Raw genomic sequence first — 16,127 nt, forward strand, 5'->3', positions numbered from 1 at the left:
GCGAAGTGGCTTGAAAGAAAGTGAGACTGGCTCTAAAATTATACCATCCCCTAAAGGGAGCCTATGAACAAGAGACAACTCTCCTGAAACTCCGCCAGAGCTCCCTACCTCTTATCTTGCCGCCCCTTCCCCGCCGCAGGCGCACCTGAAACTACCGCCCTACACGCGTCATTTCATCGGTAACGCTTTGTGAGCTCTCGTCCCCGTTATCTTTTGCGTTTACGATACTATGTTATTGTACCGTACAAAAGAGCTAGGCAACGTTATGAACGATATCGATTCGCTCGATAACCAAATGGACAATACGGGCACACTCACCTCAGAACGTTTACGTGATCTTGTTCTCGATCACGTGCTTGCTAACGCTAACGTATATTTGGCTGAGGACATGAACACGACAGAGCGTTTTCTGAAGATGTTGGAGTCAATGAATGAGCTAGCACAAAACATCGCCATACAGAGCATAGCTAATCGCCAACACCTTTCAGCTCTGCCAACGTTTGACAGCTTCATTGACCCCAATCCAGAAGCCGATGCTAAAGATGGGACGCATTACGAATTACGGTATCGCCTGGTTGAACAGATGGGTGACAACAAACCCTACAAAGACAATGTTTACTCTTTAACGGAAGCACAAGAAATCTACGGCGACAGCTTTATAGAAAACCATTGGGGCAAACTTGGTGAACGTTCTCCTTGCAAGGTTTCCGTTGGTGACCGTCAAATGTGGTTTACCACTGTTCGTTATCCAGTCCTTAACCAGGACGTGCAGAGCAGCCCTAACACAAATAGCAAATATGGCCTCACCAGGTAAGCGATTTCATTTGAAGTCGCTTACCCTTTCTTCCTCTTCCTCTTCCTCTTCCCCTTGCCTTTCTATTTCCTTCCTCTTTCCTTCATTAGCTTTCCATCCTATTCACTAAGGCAAACCTGTAATTGGTCAATGCATAGATAACGCAAATAATTTGCGGGGACGTAAATTCAAATCGTTAACGATTAAACGGTAACGATTTACACGGTATCGTTCTATTACATATTACGTAAACCAAGATCTTACGCTATCGAAAATGGCGTAACCGCCATTAAAGCAGCACTGAAAAGCGGATGGTGGGTGCGCTACGCGCACGAAAAGGAGTTTCAGTGAGGAGTGGAGCCTAGCTCGATATTTCAGGAGTAAAACCATACATGGGTAGGGTTGAACAGGAGGGTTCAGGTTGTCTATAGGCCTACTCCCCTTTGGGGATGGTATAATTTTGTATATGCAAGGTTGCCCTGTACGCTTCGCAACAACCTTGTGATGATACCTACTAGCGGCAAATTGGGATCGGGTGGATCGGTATGGCTGATAATGACATTGAGGTTGCGTCAAGTAACGGACAGCTCGACCTGTTCGAACTGATAGAAGGCCCTACAGCCAAGGATCGGTACTCAAACACCATCGAACTGTACGATGCGCTGCCCAAGTACAGCTGGAGTGGTAATCGAGAATTCCATGATCTTAAGAATGCTCGGATCACCAGGCAGTGCACCTTGCGGGGCGTCACTTACAACCTGGTCATCAAGCCCGCTATCATCGAGAAGAATGGCGTTAGCAGTCTCATCTACCCTGGCCAACGCGAGGAGTTTATTGAAGAGGCGCTGCGTAAATTCGTTGTCTCTGGCCAAGGCCATGTTCAACAGAACGATGTGGGTGTGACGTTTACGCTTTATCAGCTCCGTGAAGAACTCAAGAGCCTGGGTCATACCTACAGCCTCGATGAGATCAAAGAAGCAATCAACGTCTGCCGTGGCGCGTCCATAGAGTGCTCAACCGAAGACAATCGGACTATCGTTAGCTCCAACCTCTTCAGCTACGTAATGTTACGCACCATCAGCGACTACCGGAGCGATGGTGGCGAGACAAAGTGCTACGTTGCGTTCAACCCCCTGGTCAGCCGCTCAATCCGAGAGCTCACCTTCAGACGTTACAAGTACTCGCATGTAATGATGATCAAGTCGCCGCTGGCGCGTTTCTTCTATAAGCGTATGAGCCACTACTGGACACAGGCCAGCGCGACATCTCCCTATACCCCCTCGCTAGTTTCCTTTCTCAGCCAGAGTCCTCGTGGGCTTTCTGAAAACATGGGCTCAAACATACGCGCCATGAAAAATGCGTTCGAGGTACTGATCACCGAAGGCGTGATCGATCACTACGATGATGAACCAATCAGAAAGGGTCGGGCTATCATCGATGTACGCTACAAGGTGTGGCCCACTGAAGAGTTTGTTAAGCAGATAAAGGGGGCAAATCATCACAAGAACATGATTACCGCTAAGGTTGAGATGTCCAAGGTGAAAAAAAGCCTCTCGAAAACCTAAATGAAGCGTTACCTTGGCCTGTAGGTTTGCTGCATAGTTAATAGGCTCCGGTTGGGTTACCGAACTATGCCCTCCACCCTACCCTGTAGGTTCATTGCATAGTTAGCTGTCACAGGAATCGCTAGGCACGGCCCGAAGTTATAGGTTTGTTGCATAGTTGGCTGCACCAAGCTAAGACAGCACCACTTGGCAAGCCCTAGATGTAGGTTCATTGCATAGTTGAAGAAACCGAAGCTTCGCCAGTAACGGTTTGCTATGTAGGTTGATTGCATAGCTCATGCTTATCAGGAACGCTGCCGCTAGTTCCGGAGCTAGGTAGATGCGCCACGCTTCTTGCTGGCGCTTAATGCCAGATACCTAGTCAAACAGTTTGCTTCTACGAGACTAGTTCTATAGCCCGATCTCTATGCAACAACCTGTAGGTTCACTGCATAGTTAGAGTGGCAGAGCCGCTAACCTGTAGGTTCATTGCATAGAAACCTGTAGGTTCGTTGCATAGTTGTCGATTAGAGGCTATAGCGAAGGGAAAAAATACCTAGGTTGCTCAACTCAGTGCCTTGTGAACCTGTAGGTTCGCTGCATAGATATGTAGGTTCCCTGCATAGTTCAACACGAGATGCCCTCGATAGCCTCTAGGAAACGGTCTCCTCTGTGGATAACCATGCCTACCTGTAGGTTCATTGCACAGTAACCTATAGGTTCGTTGCACGCTAAGCTGTAGGTTCGCTGCATAGTTAGATTGAGCTTAGCCTAGTAACCATAAGGGCTGGCCATGATTTAAAGGTCCCCTAACCTTCTTTTATCCTTTCTTTAATCTTTAAACTGCTTTTAAACGTGTAGCCTTTACGAAAAGGACACACGCCAGGTTGGTGATATTCCTGGTATCACAGAAAACAACGCACTGGCCCGTAAACAAACTATGCAGTTAACCTACATAGTCAAACAGTCAAGGCAAAGAAAGCATTGATTCAAAGATGCGGCTGAGCTTCTCGAACCGGGTCAGAATCCAGGTATGCTCCTTAAACAAGCTAGTCAGTCACATCTGAAATCATCAGCAGATGCTCAGGCGCCTTCTCACGAATTGGATCGACTGCCGCTCTAAATGACTAGATAACATAGGATTTAGCGGTGCTCGTATGCTCAACACAAGCGCAGCCGCTCCACCATGTATTTCTCCCTCACCCTTCAAATCTGCTCAACGGATAGCCGTTCATAGGGGATTAAACGTACAGACACAACTTTCTACCACTTTAGGTAGTCAGGCTCCCCTGGCAAGCTAAAATCGCTTTCTGAGCTAACTGCGGAGATCCGTCCAAGATTCACATTCCGGAATGCAGCAGCCTTTGCGCAATACGCTAGAAGGTGCCAACGTGGTCCTGCCTGAATAAGTGAGAGGGGACAAATCATTCACGCATACAGTTGTGCGGTGCTGATTGAGAGGTAAACGATTCGAACACGAAGGCCAAACCAGGTAGCTAACTCTAGCACCCCTGATCGATCATCTACCTCGTCACGGCCTATCATCTGCAATCTCCTCACGGAAAAGTCAGCGCAGCCTAGGAAGTCGATTTTTTTGGCAAAACCTAGAAGCCACCTGCGAAGTGTGCAGCAAACCTACATAGCTTAGGTAAGGAACTATGCAGCAAACCTATAGGTTCGTTGCATAGTTAAAGTCAGCATGATGTGCACCTGAAAAGTCACAAAGATCACCCTAGTTTTAAGTGAATGCGGCATGCACCAATACCAGTAATCCCATGTGGGCTGGGTAAAACGCATAACCCCAACTTCCAACTGGCGGGATATCTAGTGAGAGACGCTTTTCTTTGATCCAGAGGCCCAGCAACGAGCCGCCAATTGCAACCAGCAGCTCCAAATAGATTTTAGCTTCGCCCATATCAATGATCTGAAGCGGAATAATGATCAGGGCCAACCCTGTTTCGAAATCTGATGTATTGGCCATCGCCGCTAGCATTGCTGGTAGAAGCCACCATACCTTTCCCTCCTTCTGTAATGCCATGAGAAAAGCCGAGGGTAATAAAACACCGCTCAAGCCATACTCTAAATTATCCGAAATCAAACAAACCGGGATGATTAGAGTAACTGCTCTTAAGAAGCTGGCTTTGTTAGATTTTCCATGTCTTACCATGAGCACGAGTAAGAGACCAAGAAGGAGGGTAAAGAGAATGTTCCCGCCTGAGTGCTTCCAAGCGTAGCCATAGCCTGGCTGCGAAATCAGGGCAAAAGTAGCGAGCATCATCAGATAGCGACTATTAGTACGTGTCTTCCATCTTCCCTGTGGTTGGCGTAAGACATTGGCAGCTAGGATCAAGGCGAAGAGTGGAAATGCTGCTCTTCCTGGCACAACAGTCCAGCTCAACGTATCAGGCATGAGTATCCGCAGATGGCCGACCACCATTGTGACCAGCGCAAGCCACTTAATTAAATCTAACGATTTATCTCGAACCGCCAAATTTACAGAATAAGCCTGCACCTTTCCTGCGGTTACATTTACGTCAAGCATGTACAAGCCTAATGCTGATCATTACTGGATATCATTATACCGTAGTTGCTCACTGCTGAGGTTTGATAGTTTCGCCCCTAACGCCATTCTTTTAGCTGCATGGTAAAGGCGAACAATTCTGACCAGAATTCCTCGCAACACGCGGTGCTCGAAATGGCTAGTCCCTATTTATGATTATCTTTCTGTCACAGTGATACTTATGTTAGCGGTATGGACCGTGCACATAGAGTTCCTCACGGTCCAAAGTGTCCAATTATTTATTCAAGGTTCAGCCGTTTAAGGCTTTCTAACGCTTTTCCACATTCAGGCGAGCCATGCCGTAGGCCACAAGATAATGCGGACTTCAAGCTTGCCACACCCATCACAAAACCGACTTGCTTCCCAACCTCAAACCCTCCTGAGAACCCTTGGTCATAGGCCATCTCTGACACTGCGTTTATGAAATCCAGAGTTGCTTTCTTGTTCGTATCATTTGTCATCTCTTAACTCCTCAAGCCTTTAGCTGTTATTGCTCAGGGTTAAAGGGCTAGCATTTGAGTTTTGGTAAACGGCTCCAAGTATCATAGCCAGTTCAACCATATACTCGCAGCCCTACCGCTTCATGGAAAATTGCTTATTTGTGGTAAGTGGAGTATTGCCCTTAGTCTGGCTAGACTCGTCGCATAAACACCGAGTAGGTATGTCTAGTTCGCTTGACGCTTCATCTATGAAAAGCATCCGACACGTGTGGCAGCCGCGCAGACGTGGCAACGAGGCTAAACCATTAGGGAGCAAATCGCTCAATCGGTCACTTGACCATGGAGCGCCATCGCGAATGGATGAGTAAAGGATATTTCCCAAATACCACGTAGGGCTAGTACTAGTGTTCGAAACCCGACATGACCACATCGGCGAATAAACACCATATTGCGTGAACGTATCGTATGGTTGATCGCGCTGCCTGAAGTGTTTAGGACGCACCCAGCCTGCGGTGATAATACTAAATCCCATGCCTAGTTCTGCGGTACCTCCAAGCGGGCTCGCAAAGTATCTGTCTATAGTAGCTTGAGACGTTTCTCGGTTATCTGCTGGTGGAAATGCCCATAGATAGCATTCTGTTGAGGTAACAAGCTCAACAAGATCGCTAGGTCCTCGAGGGGGGTAAGCAGCTGCAAGCGAAAGCCTGCTATCCCAGGTAATGTCTGGTCTCGGGAGTTTTTTAGAGGCTATAGCTAGAGTCGCTGTCATAGGCTCCAGCTCTACTCCGTCATCGTTAAGCTCTAGATTTTTCCTCAGTGCTTTGAATGCTTGTTTTTTTACCGCTGGGGAGAAAGATGGATCGAGTAAAAGCTGAACCTGATTTACACCGACACCCGCTGATCGGAGAGATTCGATAATCTCTTCAGCTATCCCAACTGCCTGAAAATAGCCTACGCCAAGACATTTCTCCGCACGCTTGATCGTAGCGTATAGGTTGTACTGACGTGTCTCAGGGTAACGACACGTGTAGATAGGTATATTTTTGTTAGAAGCGACTTCAGGCGAGACAGAGCCAATAGCGGCATGAAGTAACTGATGACAGGACTGTCTCGTAAGAACGAGACCAGACTTGCTGAATTGATCAACCAGTTTACTTGCGAGCGAATACAGCGGGCTTTTTGCAGACATGACTATCCCAAAGATTGACGGCGTGGGTAGCTGCGCTTGTAGGACCGTTAGATGCGAAGCTGGACGTCAAATTAGGTTTAATCATCGTTGAGTTATCAGGTTGAATACATGAACGGCCACCATGCACCAACGGCTGACTCGAGAATAAGATCAGATAATCAAACAACTTGCAAGAGTTGAATGCGCACCTAGGCAATTACTGGCTTTCTGAAAAGAGAATGAAGGCCAGCATGCCGTTTTATTTCCCGCTTATTGGCCCAGCACCTTAATGTGCATCAGTTGGCGGCAAAATAAACCCGCTGATGGTTTTGATGACATTTTGATCTCATATGCTGCAAAAGGTCATGAATGTGTGTTGTTCTGCCTTCATCATGGTCTTACAGCAGCAGCTGTTTTGAACCCCTTGGGTAGTCTTTATGTTGACGCAAACTGTATGTATCACCATGCTGTATGAAGATACAGATAACCATGCCGCTTGGATGTCGACATGCACACTAACCAAATCAGCATAATAGGCCCACTTTCGGCCACGGATATAACTCTTCCACTATACGGGTACCGCGTTCCTGCTGGGTTTCCGAGCCCTGCCCAAGACCACATCGAAGAACGCGTCTCTCTAGACCATCTGCTTGAGATTCAAGCACCGCACACATACCTTGTACGCGCCCACGGTGACAGTATGATTGGCAGCGGTATACACGATGGGGATCTTCTTGTCGTGGATCGATCCGCTGACGCGGTACAAGGTGACGTGATTATTGCCGCTATCAATGGTGAGCCAGTGGTTAAGCGGCTGGGAAAAGTGGGTGAAACGCTAGCGCTTCTTTCAGATAATCCTGTTTACAAGCCCAGGTTGATACTTGAAGGTGATGACCTTGAAGTATGGGGAGTTGTACGGTGCAGCCTGAGAACTCACCGTGGCCATCTCTGAATCGAAGGCGTTCATGCTTTTAGATGCGGACTCATTTTATTGCAGCTGTGAGAGAGTATTTCGACCAGACCTTAAAAACACACCAATCGTCGTATTATCAAACAATGACGGAGCGGTTGTAGCCCGCTGTAAGATAGCCAAACGATTGGGCATTAAGATGGGAGTACCGTTCTTTCAAGTCCGTGATGAGCTTAAACGATTGAATATTAAAGCGTTTAGCTCAAATTACGGGCTGTATGCCGATATGAGCGCAAGGATGATGACAATCATAGAATCTATGGTTGATCGCTCGGAATGTTACAGCATAGATGAAATCTTCGTAGATGCGAGTGGAATGCGTGGCTCACTGGAAGATCTTGGGCGACAGATCAAAGCACGTGTCTACAAGTGTACTGGACTTCCTGTTGGGGTCGGTATAGGCACAACAAAAACGTTGGCAAAACTTGCCAGCTACTCAGCAAAGCGATGGCACAACTCTACTGGTGGAGTGCTGGATTTAAGGGATCCAGATCGTCGCAACAGAGCGCTACAGCATGTTGATGTTGGTGAGGTCTGGGGTGTGGGGCGTAGGTTGGAAGAAAGGCTCAAGATGATGGGCATCGAAAAGGCATGGCATCTCGCACAATATGATGCCAGGTCTATCCGCAAAATCTTTAGCGTAACGTTAGAAAAAACCTTACGAGAGCTGCGCGGCATTTCCTGCATCGATCTTGAAGAGGTTAAGCAACCTAAGCAGATGATCTGTACCAGCCGCATGTTTGGCCAGCGGGTGTACACCTTTTCCGCCTTGGCCGAGTCGGTGGCTAGCTACACGGCTCGGGCGGCAGAAAAGCTCAGGGTGCAGCAATCGCTCTGCCAGGTGATGCGTGTAGGCATCCAAACTGGCATGCACGGCCTGCCAGAGGAACGTTACTCCAACGGAGCCGTCCTGAATCTGCCCTACCCCACCGACGATACTCGAGTGCTTGTGAAATACGCTCTGCACGGACTTAAACACATCTTTCGTGAAGGCTACGCCTACTCAAAATCAGAGATTCTGTTGATGGACCTTAAGCAACGGGGCGAGTACTCGCTCGACCTATTCCAGCCAGAGCAGTCCGCTAGCGCCGACCGGCTGATGGGCACCATGGACAAGATCAATCAGAAATTCGGAAGAGGTACGTTACGTCCTGTTCGAGTGGCCGCAGAACCGAGTTGGGCGATGCGGCGCCAATTCATGAGTCAGAGCTACACAACTAGGCTGGATCAGTTATGGTGTGTAAGAAGCTAACCGGAGAGCGGCGCCGATAAGATAAACGCCAGCCAATCGCTGGCGTTAGGATCAATTTGTGGGCTGACGGCTATGATGGATATAAAGGTACAGTAGTCCTAGGGGCGCAATAAGCAATGCAAAAGACCAACAGATTGTCATAATTATAAACTTAACAATTAGCATCATTAGCGCGTTAACAAAAAATACATTTTTTCCCATTACATAACCAACGATACTTTCATAAACGAAACGTGAGTAAGGGTACAAGAAGGTATTTAACGCAAACATTCCTATTGCGCTGTAATTCATCGGATCAGAATGGCTAGATTGCGAGCCAGCTATGATGAGTAATGCAGGAAATATCAGCCCGAAATAAATTGGCGAATACAGTATTGTTTGGAGAGGCCGCCAAATGTTTTGGCAAGTATAGGGTGCATTCCATTTCCCCTTATTTTGTGAGAAGAGCGTCTAAAAAGAGTGCTCTGAGCGTTTAGACAGTGACTTCGAGCTGTTGCTGAGCTCCACATAATCTACCTTGTTTCTTAAAGGCAGCTCTACAGCAGCCAGCAACAAATCTATGCGGCTTCGATGAATCTAGTGCTTACTCAGCACGTGGCTTCCCGCTGATCAGACGGCTTAATTCGGCTCTAACCATCCCTTGAAATTGAGCGGGCTCAAGCGCTTTGAGTTCTGACTCAGCCCAGCTAGTGAAAGCTGTCTTTCTCTTTTCTTTCTCACCAAAGATACGGCCTGCCTCAGCATAGCTGCGTTGCAGGTTCTGCTGCCAAAACGCAAACGTCTCTGCCTTATGAGATTCGATTGCTTGGCGATACGCTGTAGGATGGTTGGCTAGGTTGTAGCTAGTGCGTGGGCTAGCGCTCGTGTTGTGATCCACAGACATCGGGTCTCTCCTGAAAAAAGCGGGATATCATACCTACAATGCTGTTGAACAAAATACAGCTCGTCAGCAACCATGCTTTAGCCCCGATGTTCGTCACAAAGGGTATAATATCGACTCGATGCAGCCGCTTCTTACAGTCTAATCTCAAGGATTTCGCGTTATGCAAAGCCAACGGCAGATATTGCAGTCTCGTATCGCTAATGGAATAGCCAGTGAGAGCGAACTGGAAATGTATCGTTCTCAGGCAAGATGGGCGTGGCTAGTAGAATCAGGCTTAGCCAGGGGAATCATCCTTGGTTCTGCATTGATGCTCGTTTTTTGCTTTGTATTTGTTTCTTTCGTTTATTGTTGCTTGATATCTATTGGGCACGATGGATCCCTACTAGAATACCTACTTAGCGTTATTAGCGTTTGGGTAATATCATCACTCCTTCTACAAATCCATCTCCTAACAAGAGAATGATCTACCAAACAGTAAAGTGCTCTAACATCCTCAATAGGTTATATGATGAGAAATAGGCAGCGTTTATACGGTCTACTTGCCCAGATAGACCAGGGTATCGAAGTCCTTAATAACGCTCGGCCTCTGCCTAGTCATACTGTAGCGTCACTTAGAGCAAAGCTAGCTCTGGATTGGACTTATCATTCCAATGCTATCGAGGGAAATACGCTTACGCTAAGAGAGACCAAGGTCGTTCTTGAAGGTATAACAGTAGGCGGAAAATCTATTGTTGAGCACTTGGAGGCGATTAATCATAGTGAGGCAATTCACTATATTGAGGACATCGTTGCTAACCAAGAGCCGCTTAGTGAATGGCAAATCAGGAATATTCATAGCGTCGTATTGAAAGGAATCGATCAAGAGCATGCCGGTGTTTATCGGCAAGAGAACGTCGTGATCAGTGGCGCTAGCACCATACCTCCTGATCACCTTCAGCTACGAGACGCCATGGCTGATCTCATTGATTGGTATCAGTCTTCTACAGATTTGCATCCGGTAGAACGCGCAGCGCAACTTCACACACGGTTTGTAAAAATCCATCCTTTCGTTGATGGAAATGGCCGCACCGCTCGTCTTCTATTGAATTTTGAGTTAATGCGAAACGGGATAACGCCTGCGATCATTAATGAGAAAGAGCGCGCTACATATTACGAAGCCCTTGATGAGGCTTGCGTAACCGGGGATTTCACTCTTATCACCGTGCTTTCTGCTGACGCAGCCCTGAGATCGCTAGATCTCTACTTGAATGTCTTGGGACTGAGTCATGGTCAGGATCAAGCTCCCGACCATGTAAAGCCGAAAGGGCCAGGCCTATGAGGCAAGGCCGCTACACATATAGAAAGCCTCTTCGAATGTTTAAGAGAGCAGAAGCGCTCACGTTCCTCTAAGCCTCGCTGTCCTGCCATTAGCCGCTAACCTTTAAACGTGACCGTAAATCCTTAGAATCTAATGTCTGGAGGTTCGTTACTTACCGTGCCGTGGCCTGCCCTGCCGCCTGAACCCTGCCGCCTGAACCCTGCTTGGCTGAAGCTTGCAAGAGAATGATCGTCAAGAACTAATACTCTATCGAATGTCTCGAAGACAGCTTGATCATGAAGGGTACGACTGAGGGCGGAATCTGCAAGTTCGACCCTCCGTCCAGGTTCATCCCAATTGTCATAGATCAGCAACCAGTTCTCATCGAATCGAGTATAGCCTTTCACCTTTTTCACCTTTTCCGCAGCGAAGTACGAAATAGCGTTTGCCCAATCATCAGCTCCGGTACCGCACCACCCTTCACCGGGATCATTGTCGCGGATTATTTGGCGCTTGACCTTTGCACTGAGCTTGTCTTCGCCAGGGACTGCCTTACGTGGATAGTAGATGGCAAACTCCTCATCAGGTTTATGCCATAGGTGAGGTTCTTTCTCGCGGAGTTCATCCATACTAGCGTTGTTACTAGAAACCGCCTCGGTGATCTCAATCCCGATAACTACGTCTGAAGACCGGAGCTGAATATCTGGGCGATCCGTGTGTATTACTTGGACCGGGTACCTCAACTGCATTTGCCGATCTGTGCGAAGCATCCATACGATGGAGTAAATTTCCGTGTGGTCTGGATCTCTTTTTTCGGAGCGTGGTGGTACCAAGGTGTTTATTTTGTTTAATAAGCGCCTCCGCTTGCGAAGGTCAGGAGAGAGCTCTAACAAAGTATAAGGTTTAGACGGCACGCGATACTCCTAACGATAGCTTAGATATTTAGAATCAATAGGCGCTTAAGCGCTATTTTTCCTTCGCCTTTATAGGGAGTTATCGGTTCGGTTATCTCAAAGGCCTCACACGCGACAGCGTTATAGCCACTGTGCCATGGTAGGTCGATGGTTAGACCAAGGCATTTGGAAATTTTGCCAGCTAACGCATAGCTATGTCGCCCCCGATTTGTCAGGCAACTATAAAGGTAAAGGCGATTGCCCACCGATGATCCCCGCGTTGAGAAAGCATTTGTTTCAGTACTTGTACTAACCCATAATGCATGCTCTGAACCATGCTATTAGGAATGGCTAATAGGAGGCAGATCAAGTGGTTGATAAGCCTTCTTGGAGCTTCGCCTGGCAGCATACAGCGCTGGAACGGAAGCAGGCTCAAGAGCAGTATCGCTTGCCATAAGCCACGCTCTCAATTCATATCCAGCTCCTTGGGGCCAATCTATAACGACAACATTGAGTGCTGCGCCAGGCTGGAGATGATTCCATTCTTCCAAATTACGGACATAGTGAAGAAGCATCCATACGAGCGGTATGTTTTCTTGGCTGCTTTCGTCTGGTGCTCGATCATAAGCTCTCAGGCCAAATTGCAAGCGTTGAGCTGGATCAGCTAGTTTGGTTAGTCTGGCAAGCTCGATAGTGCTTCGTAAGCGAACGGGCATCACACCTTGCCGGCGGATACCCAGTTGTGCGGCAGCAGCTCGGCCAGGACGCTGGCCTTCTGCGTCGGCAGGCGCATGAGCACGTCCTTCAGGTAGGCGTACGGATCGTGTCCGTTCAGGCGGGCTGACTGGATCAGCGTCATCAAGGCTGCGCCACGCTGGCCACTGCGCAGCGAGCCGGCAAACAGCCAGTTGGCGCGCCCCAAGGCCCAGGGGCGGATCTGGTTCTCAGTCCAGTTGTTGTCGATGGGCAGGTTGCGGTCATCCAGGTAGCGCACCAACGCTGCCCAGCGTTTGAGGCTGTAGTCGAGTGCCTTGGCGATCGCGCTGCCTTCCGGCACCTTCTGCCGCTGCCCAAGCATCCAGCAATGCAGGCCATCAATGATTGGCCTAGCTTTGTCCTGGCGCAGTTGCCGGCGCTGTTCGGCGAGCAGCTCCCGCCCTTCGCGCTCCACCTCGTACAGCTGACCGATGTACTGGAGGGCCTGCTCGGCCAGTTGGCTTTGGTTGGCTTTGGTTGGCAGCATGCAGGTCGAAGAACTTGCGCCGTGCATGGACCATGCAGCCGATCTCGGTCACGCCTTGCTCGAAGCTGTCCTTGTAGCCGGCGAAGTCGTCGCAGACCAGTTTGCCTTGCCAGTCGCCCAGGAAGCTGCGCGCATGCTCACCGGCCCGACTCGGCCTGAAGTCGTAGACCACGGCCTTGAGGTCGGCGAAGGGGCTGGGTGCATAGGCCCAGACGTAAGCCCGCTGGGTCTTCTTCGTGCCCGGGGCGAGCATCTGCACCGGGGTTTCGTCGGCGAGGATGACGTCCTGCTGGAGCAGGCAGTCGCGCAGGGCATCGACCAGAGGTTGCAGCTGGACACCGCAAGCGCCGACCCATTGCGCTAGGGTGGAACGCGCGATGGCCAGCCCGGCGCGGGCGAAGATCTTTTCCTGGCGGTACAGCGGCAGGTGATCGGCGAACTTGGCCACCATGACCTGAGCCAGTAGCCCGGCAGTCGGGATGCCCTTGTCGATCACCTGCGCAGGCACTGGGGCCTGGATCAACGTTTCACACTAGGCGCAGACCCACTTGCCACGGATATGCCGCTCGACGGTGAAGGTGCCCGGGGTGTAGTCGAGCTTCTCGCTGACGTCTTCACCGATGCGCTTGAGCTGGCAGCCGCAGGCACACTGGGTGCTGTCCGGCTCGTGGAGTATCAGCGTGCGCGGCAGTTCGGCCGGCAGCGGCGCTCGCTTGGGCTGCTGCCGTGGCTCGCGCTTGGCGGGCTCTGGTCGGGCCGTTTCAAGCTCTGCCTCGATGGCGGCGATGTCGGCCTCGATCATCTCGTCCAGCAGATTGAGCTGGTCGGCATTGAGCTGCTCGCTGCGGCGGGCGAAGCGGTGGCGCCGCAGCACGGCGAGTTCGTGGTTCAACCGCTGGTTGAGTGTTTCCAGGCGATCGACGCGCTGACTCAACTGCGCGGCCAGTTGGCGCAGTTGCTCGGGTGTCAGGTGATCGAAAGCGGCAGGATTCATGGCGCCGAGTGTGCGGATTGTCGACCCCCTCGGCGATAGGCCATTGGCCTAATTGCACCCCGGCTACAGGAGCCTGATCTCGGCATCCGGCCCAAGACGCTGCCAAGGCAGGCCGACCACCAGGGCCTGCAACTGCTCGGGGCTGAGTTCCAACTGCTGTCCCTGCCAATTACCCGACCAGACGAAGCGCCCTCGATTGAGCCTGCGAGCAGCCAGCCAGATGCCGAAGCCATCGTGCACCAGCACCTTCATCCGGTTGGCGCGCTTGTTGGTGAACAGGTAGGCGCAGTGCGGCTGCGCCGCACCGAACACTTGAACCACCCGGGCCAACGCGGTTTCGGTGCCGGCGCGCATGTCCAGCGGCTCGGTGGCGAGCCAGATGCGCTCGATACGGATCACTTCAGCAGCTCGCGCAGGAAGCGGGCGCAGCCTTCAGGGTCGTTGCCCGGCCACTGCACCGACAGCTTGCCGGCCCGATGGGGAATGGCGATCTGGATGGCCATGTCGGCCGCACTCCGGGTAGCCGGCAGGCTCGGGACGAGAGGAATCGGAATAAAACCTGAAGGCACAGCGGGCAGCTGTGCCTGCTGGCGGCGAATCCACTTATGCACGAGATTGGCGTTGAGGCCGTGGCTCAAGGCCACGCCGGCAACCGAGGCGCCGGGCTGGGTGCACTCATCGACGACCTGGGCCTTGAAAGATTTGGGATAGGAGCGGCGTTGGCCTGGCACGGGAGATCCTCTGCAGGCGGGCATAGAAGGCGTCCAACATTTCGGGGTCAGATCAAAACAGGTGGACACCATGCCGCTAGCTGGAAGAACCGGGGAGGTGTGTTGGCCAGACGCTTACTGGTCAACGCAAGCCGTTGCGGGTGATCCAAAGCGAGCCAAGCACATCCATCAACAGCCAGAGCATCGGATTTCATTCGGAAGTCTATCTGTCTACTGGCACACCACGCCACAGGTCGCAACGAACAGGCGAGCTGCGTCCTTAAAGGACTGGCTCTTCATCGACCGGTGCGGCCTCGTCTTTCACCCGCTCGATGAACCGCTTCATGGGCTCGGAGGGTTCGCCATGGCGGCGCAGCAGGTAGGTAGAGAGCATCGGTGGGGTGCCGGCCAGGGGACGAATGGAGATGTCCGGGCGCTGTAGCGTCTGCACCTGCGAGGCGATGGCGAAGCCGATGCCGTAGCCGGCGCCGACCAAGGTCAGCATCACGCCCAGGCTGGTCACTTCATCGACCAGCTTAAGTGGCGCGCCTGCGTCCCGCAGCAGCGCTTGAATCTGATGGCGGCAGCCCGATCCCGATTCGGGATGGCACAGAACCAACGGGAACTTCAGGGCTTCGGGCAGCGGCACCTGCACGTGCGCCAGCAAGGAGTGGCGTGCGGGCACGATCACCGACAGCGGATCGGTCCACACCGGCTCGGCGACGAGGCCATCATGTACCGCGTTTGACAAGGCAAACTGCAGGCGGTTTAGCCAGCGATGCCGTGACCAGGCCCCTCCGATGTCGTCAAAGTCACGAGCGTTCACGCGGGGTTTCCTCAGCCACTCTGTCATCGCGCTCGCGCAACAGCCAGTAGGTTGCCCCCAGGGCCAAGGTCGCGCCCGCCAGTGCGGCGACCTTGGCCGGACTGACATCAGAGTCGAGGATCACGAACTTGCGCGCGAGCGCGATGAGCGCGATCAGGATCACCGTCTTGACCTGGATGATGCTTTCGCGGCGCAAGGCCACGCGCACGATCGAGTGCTTGAACTCCATCGCAATCAACAACGTCATGATCATGCCGAACACGCTCTGGAACACCTTGTGGTCGAGCGGATTGAACGCCTCGATGATGAGCAGGAAGAAGACGATGGAGATCAGCTGGATCAGCGAGACCACGATAATCACGGCGATCACCGCCGACAGAACCAGCGCCACGACTTGCTCGAAGCGCTCGTAAACCGTCATCAACCGCCACTGGGAGCGCATCTCGTCAAGGGCCTTGTGGCCAGATTCTTTATGCATAAGCGTTGCTCTCTCTTTCGATGAAACCTTAATGGAACGGCGAGTCCGAAAAGGCGACTCGATTACACCTGCATCA

At 51.2% G+C, this 16,127-nt stretch carries 12 protein-coding genes and 2 pseudogenes; 5 read left to right on the forward strand and 9 right to left on the reverse strand.

All coding sequences use genetic code 11. The features are described from left to right. Positions 1-265 precede the first annotated feature (265 nt). Positions 266-814, forward strand: coding sequence for a hypothetical protein (locus tag HMPREF1487_RS24490; protein WP_010799483.1), 549 nt, complete (start codon positions 266-268; stop codon positions 812-814). 524 nt (positions 815-1,338) lie between these two features. Beyond that, positions 1,339-2,358 (forward strand): replication protein C, IncQ-type, encoded by a 1,020-nt coding sequence (locus tag HMPREF1487_RS24495; RefSeq protein ID WP_010799484.1) that lies wholly within the window; start codon positions 1,339-1,341, stop codon positions 2,356-2,358. 1,242 nt (positions 2,359-3,600) lie between these two features. Here the strand turns inward: HMPREF1487_RS24495 and HMPREF1487_RS28615 are convergent. The 3 genes from HMPREF1487_RS28615 to HMPREF1487_RS24505 all read right to left on the reverse strand — a co-directional run bounded on the left by HMPREF1487_RS28615 (position 3,601) and on the right by HMPREF1487_RS24505 (position 5,358). After that, complete coding sequence (locus HMPREF1487_RS28615) at positions 3,601-3,765, reverse strand: WYL domain-containing protein (protein WP_371106408.1); 165 nt, start codon at positions 3,763-3,765, stop codon at positions 3,601-3,603. A gap of 310 nt (positions 3,766-4,075) precedes the next feature. Then, entirely contained in the window at positions 4,076-4,879 is an 804-nt protein-coding gene (locus HMPREF1487_RS24500; RefSeq protein ID WP_010799486.1) for a TraX family protein, read from the reverse strand. 257 nt (positions 4,880-5,136) lie between these two features. Beyond that, complete coding sequence (locus HMPREF1487_RS24505) at positions 5,137-5,358, reverse strand: hypothetical protein (RefSeq protein WP_010799487.1); 222 nt, start codon at positions 5,356-5,358, stop codon at positions 5,137-5,139. Between the two features lie 1,655 nt (positions 5,359-7,013). On the opposite strand from HMPREF1487_RS24505, the gene HMPREF1487_RS24510 reads away from it, so the two are divergent. The 3 genes from HMPREF1487_RS24510 to HMPREF1487_RS24525 all read left to right on the forward strand — a co-directional run bounded on the left by HMPREF1487_RS24510 (position 7,014) and on the right by HMPREF1487_RS24525 (position 10,928). Beyond that, the gene (locus tag HMPREF1487_RS24510) at positions 7,014-7,457 is read left to right on the forward strand and encodes a LexA family protein (protein ID WP_010799489.1); all 444 of its coding nucleotides are present in this window, start codon (positions 7,014-7,016) and stop codon (positions 7,455-7,457) included. A 13-nt stretch (positions 7,458-7,470) separates the two neighbouring features. Further along, positions 7,471-8,727, forward strand: coding sequence for a Y-family DNA polymerase (locus HMPREF1487_RS24515; protein ID WP_010799490.1), 1,257 nt, complete (start codon positions 7,471-7,473; stop codon positions 8,725-8,727). Between the two features lie 1,391 nt (positions 8,728-10,118). Then, entirely contained in the window at positions 10,119-10,928 is an 810-nt protein-coding gene (locus HMPREF1487_RS24525; protein ID WP_010799493.1) for a Fic family protein, read from the forward strand. A gap of 122 nt (positions 10,929-11,050) precedes the next feature. Here the strand turns inward: HMPREF1487_RS24525 and HMPREF1487_RS24530 are convergent, their stop codons facing one another. The 6 genes and pseudogenes from HMPREF1487_RS24530 to HMPREF1487_RS24570 form a co-directional block, all read right to left on the reverse strand. Next, a complete protein-coding gene (locus HMPREF1487_RS24530) occupies positions 11,051-11,821 on the reverse strand; it encodes a hypothetical protein (RefSeq protein ID WP_010799494.1) in 771 nt (256 codons plus the stop codon). A gap of 694 nt (positions 11,822-12,515) precedes the next feature. Then, a pseudogene (locus tag HMPREF1487_RS27070) lies at positions 12,516-14,037 on the reverse strand (IS66 family transposase). A gap of 63 nt (positions 14,038-14,100) precedes the next feature. Next, positions 14,101-14,436 (reverse strand): IS66 family insertion sequence element accessory protein TnpB, encoded by a 336-nt coding sequence (gene tnpB / locus HMPREF1487_RS24555; protein WP_003241496.1) that lies wholly within the window; start codon positions 14,434-14,436, stop codon positions 14,101-14,103. After that, positions 14,433-14,792, reverse strand: a complete 360-nt coding sequence (locus HMPREF1487_RS24560; RefSeq protein WP_051370291.1) for an IS66-like element accessory protein TnpA — start codon at positions 14,790-14,792, stop codon at positions 14,433-14,435. The genes tnpB and HMPREF1487_RS24560 overlap by 4 nt, the downstream gene beginning before the upstream one ends. 235 nt (positions 14,793-15,027) lie before the next feature. Then, positions 15,028-15,510 (reverse strand): annotated as a pseudogene (locus HMPREF1487_RS24565) (LysR family substrate-binding domain-containing protein); the annotation flags it as partial. Between the two features lie 49 nt (positions 15,511-15,559). Beyond that, positions 15,560-16,051, reverse strand: a complete 492-nt coding sequence (locus HMPREF1487_RS24570; protein ID WP_010799500.1) for a phosphate-starvation-inducible PsiE family protein — start codon at positions 16,049-16,051, stop codon at positions 15,560-15,562. Positions 16,052-16,127: the final 76 nt, after the last annotated feature.

Source organism: Pseudomonas sp. HPB0071, from assembly GCF_000478505.2.
Lineage (GTDB): Bacteria > Pseudomonadota > Gammaproteobacteria > Pseudomonadales > Pseudomonadaceae > Chryseomonas > Chryseomonas luteola.

Coding starts and splice junctions, on each gene's coding strand:
- HMPREF1487_RS28615 (WP_371106408.1), bottom strand. CDS start 3,765: ATGATTTGTCCCCTCTCACTTATTCAGGCAGGACCACGTTGGCACCTT.
- HMPREF1487_RS24560 (WP_051370291.1), bottom strand. CDS start 14,792: ATGCCCGCCTGCAGAGGATCTCCCGTGCCAGGCCAACGCCGCTCCTAT.
- HMPREF1487_RS24495 (WP_010799484.1), top strand. CDS start 1,339: ATGGCTGATAATGACATTGAGGTTGCGTCAAGTAACGGACAGCTCGAC.
- HMPREF1487_RS24505 (WP_010799487.1), bottom strand. CDS start 5,358: ATGACAAATGATACGAACAAGAAAGCAACTCTGGATTTCATAAACGCA.
- HMPREF1487_RS24570 (WP_010799500.1), bottom strand. CDS start 16,051: ATGCATAAAGAATCTGGCCACAAGGCCCTTGACGAGATGCGCTCCCAG.
- HMPREF1487_RS24500 (WP_010799486.1), bottom strand. CDS start 4,879: ATGCTTGACGTAAATGTAACCGCAGGAAAGGTGCAGGCTTATTCTGTA.
- HMPREF1487_RS24490 (WP_010799483.1), top strand. CDS start 266: ATGAACGATATCGATTCGCTCGATAACCAAATGGACAATACGGGCACA.
- HMPREF1487_RS24510 (WP_010799489.1), top strand. CDS start 7,014: ATGCACACTAACCAAATCAGCATAATAGGCCCACTTTCGGCCACGGAT.
- HMPREF1487_RS24515 (WP_010799490.1), top strand. CDS start 7,471: ATGCTTTTAGATGCGGACTCATTTTATTGCAGCTGTGAGAGAGTATTT.
- HMPREF1487_RS24525 (WP_010799493.1), top strand. CDS start 10,119: ATGAGAAATAGGCAGCGTTTATACGGTCTACTTGCCCAGATAGACCAG.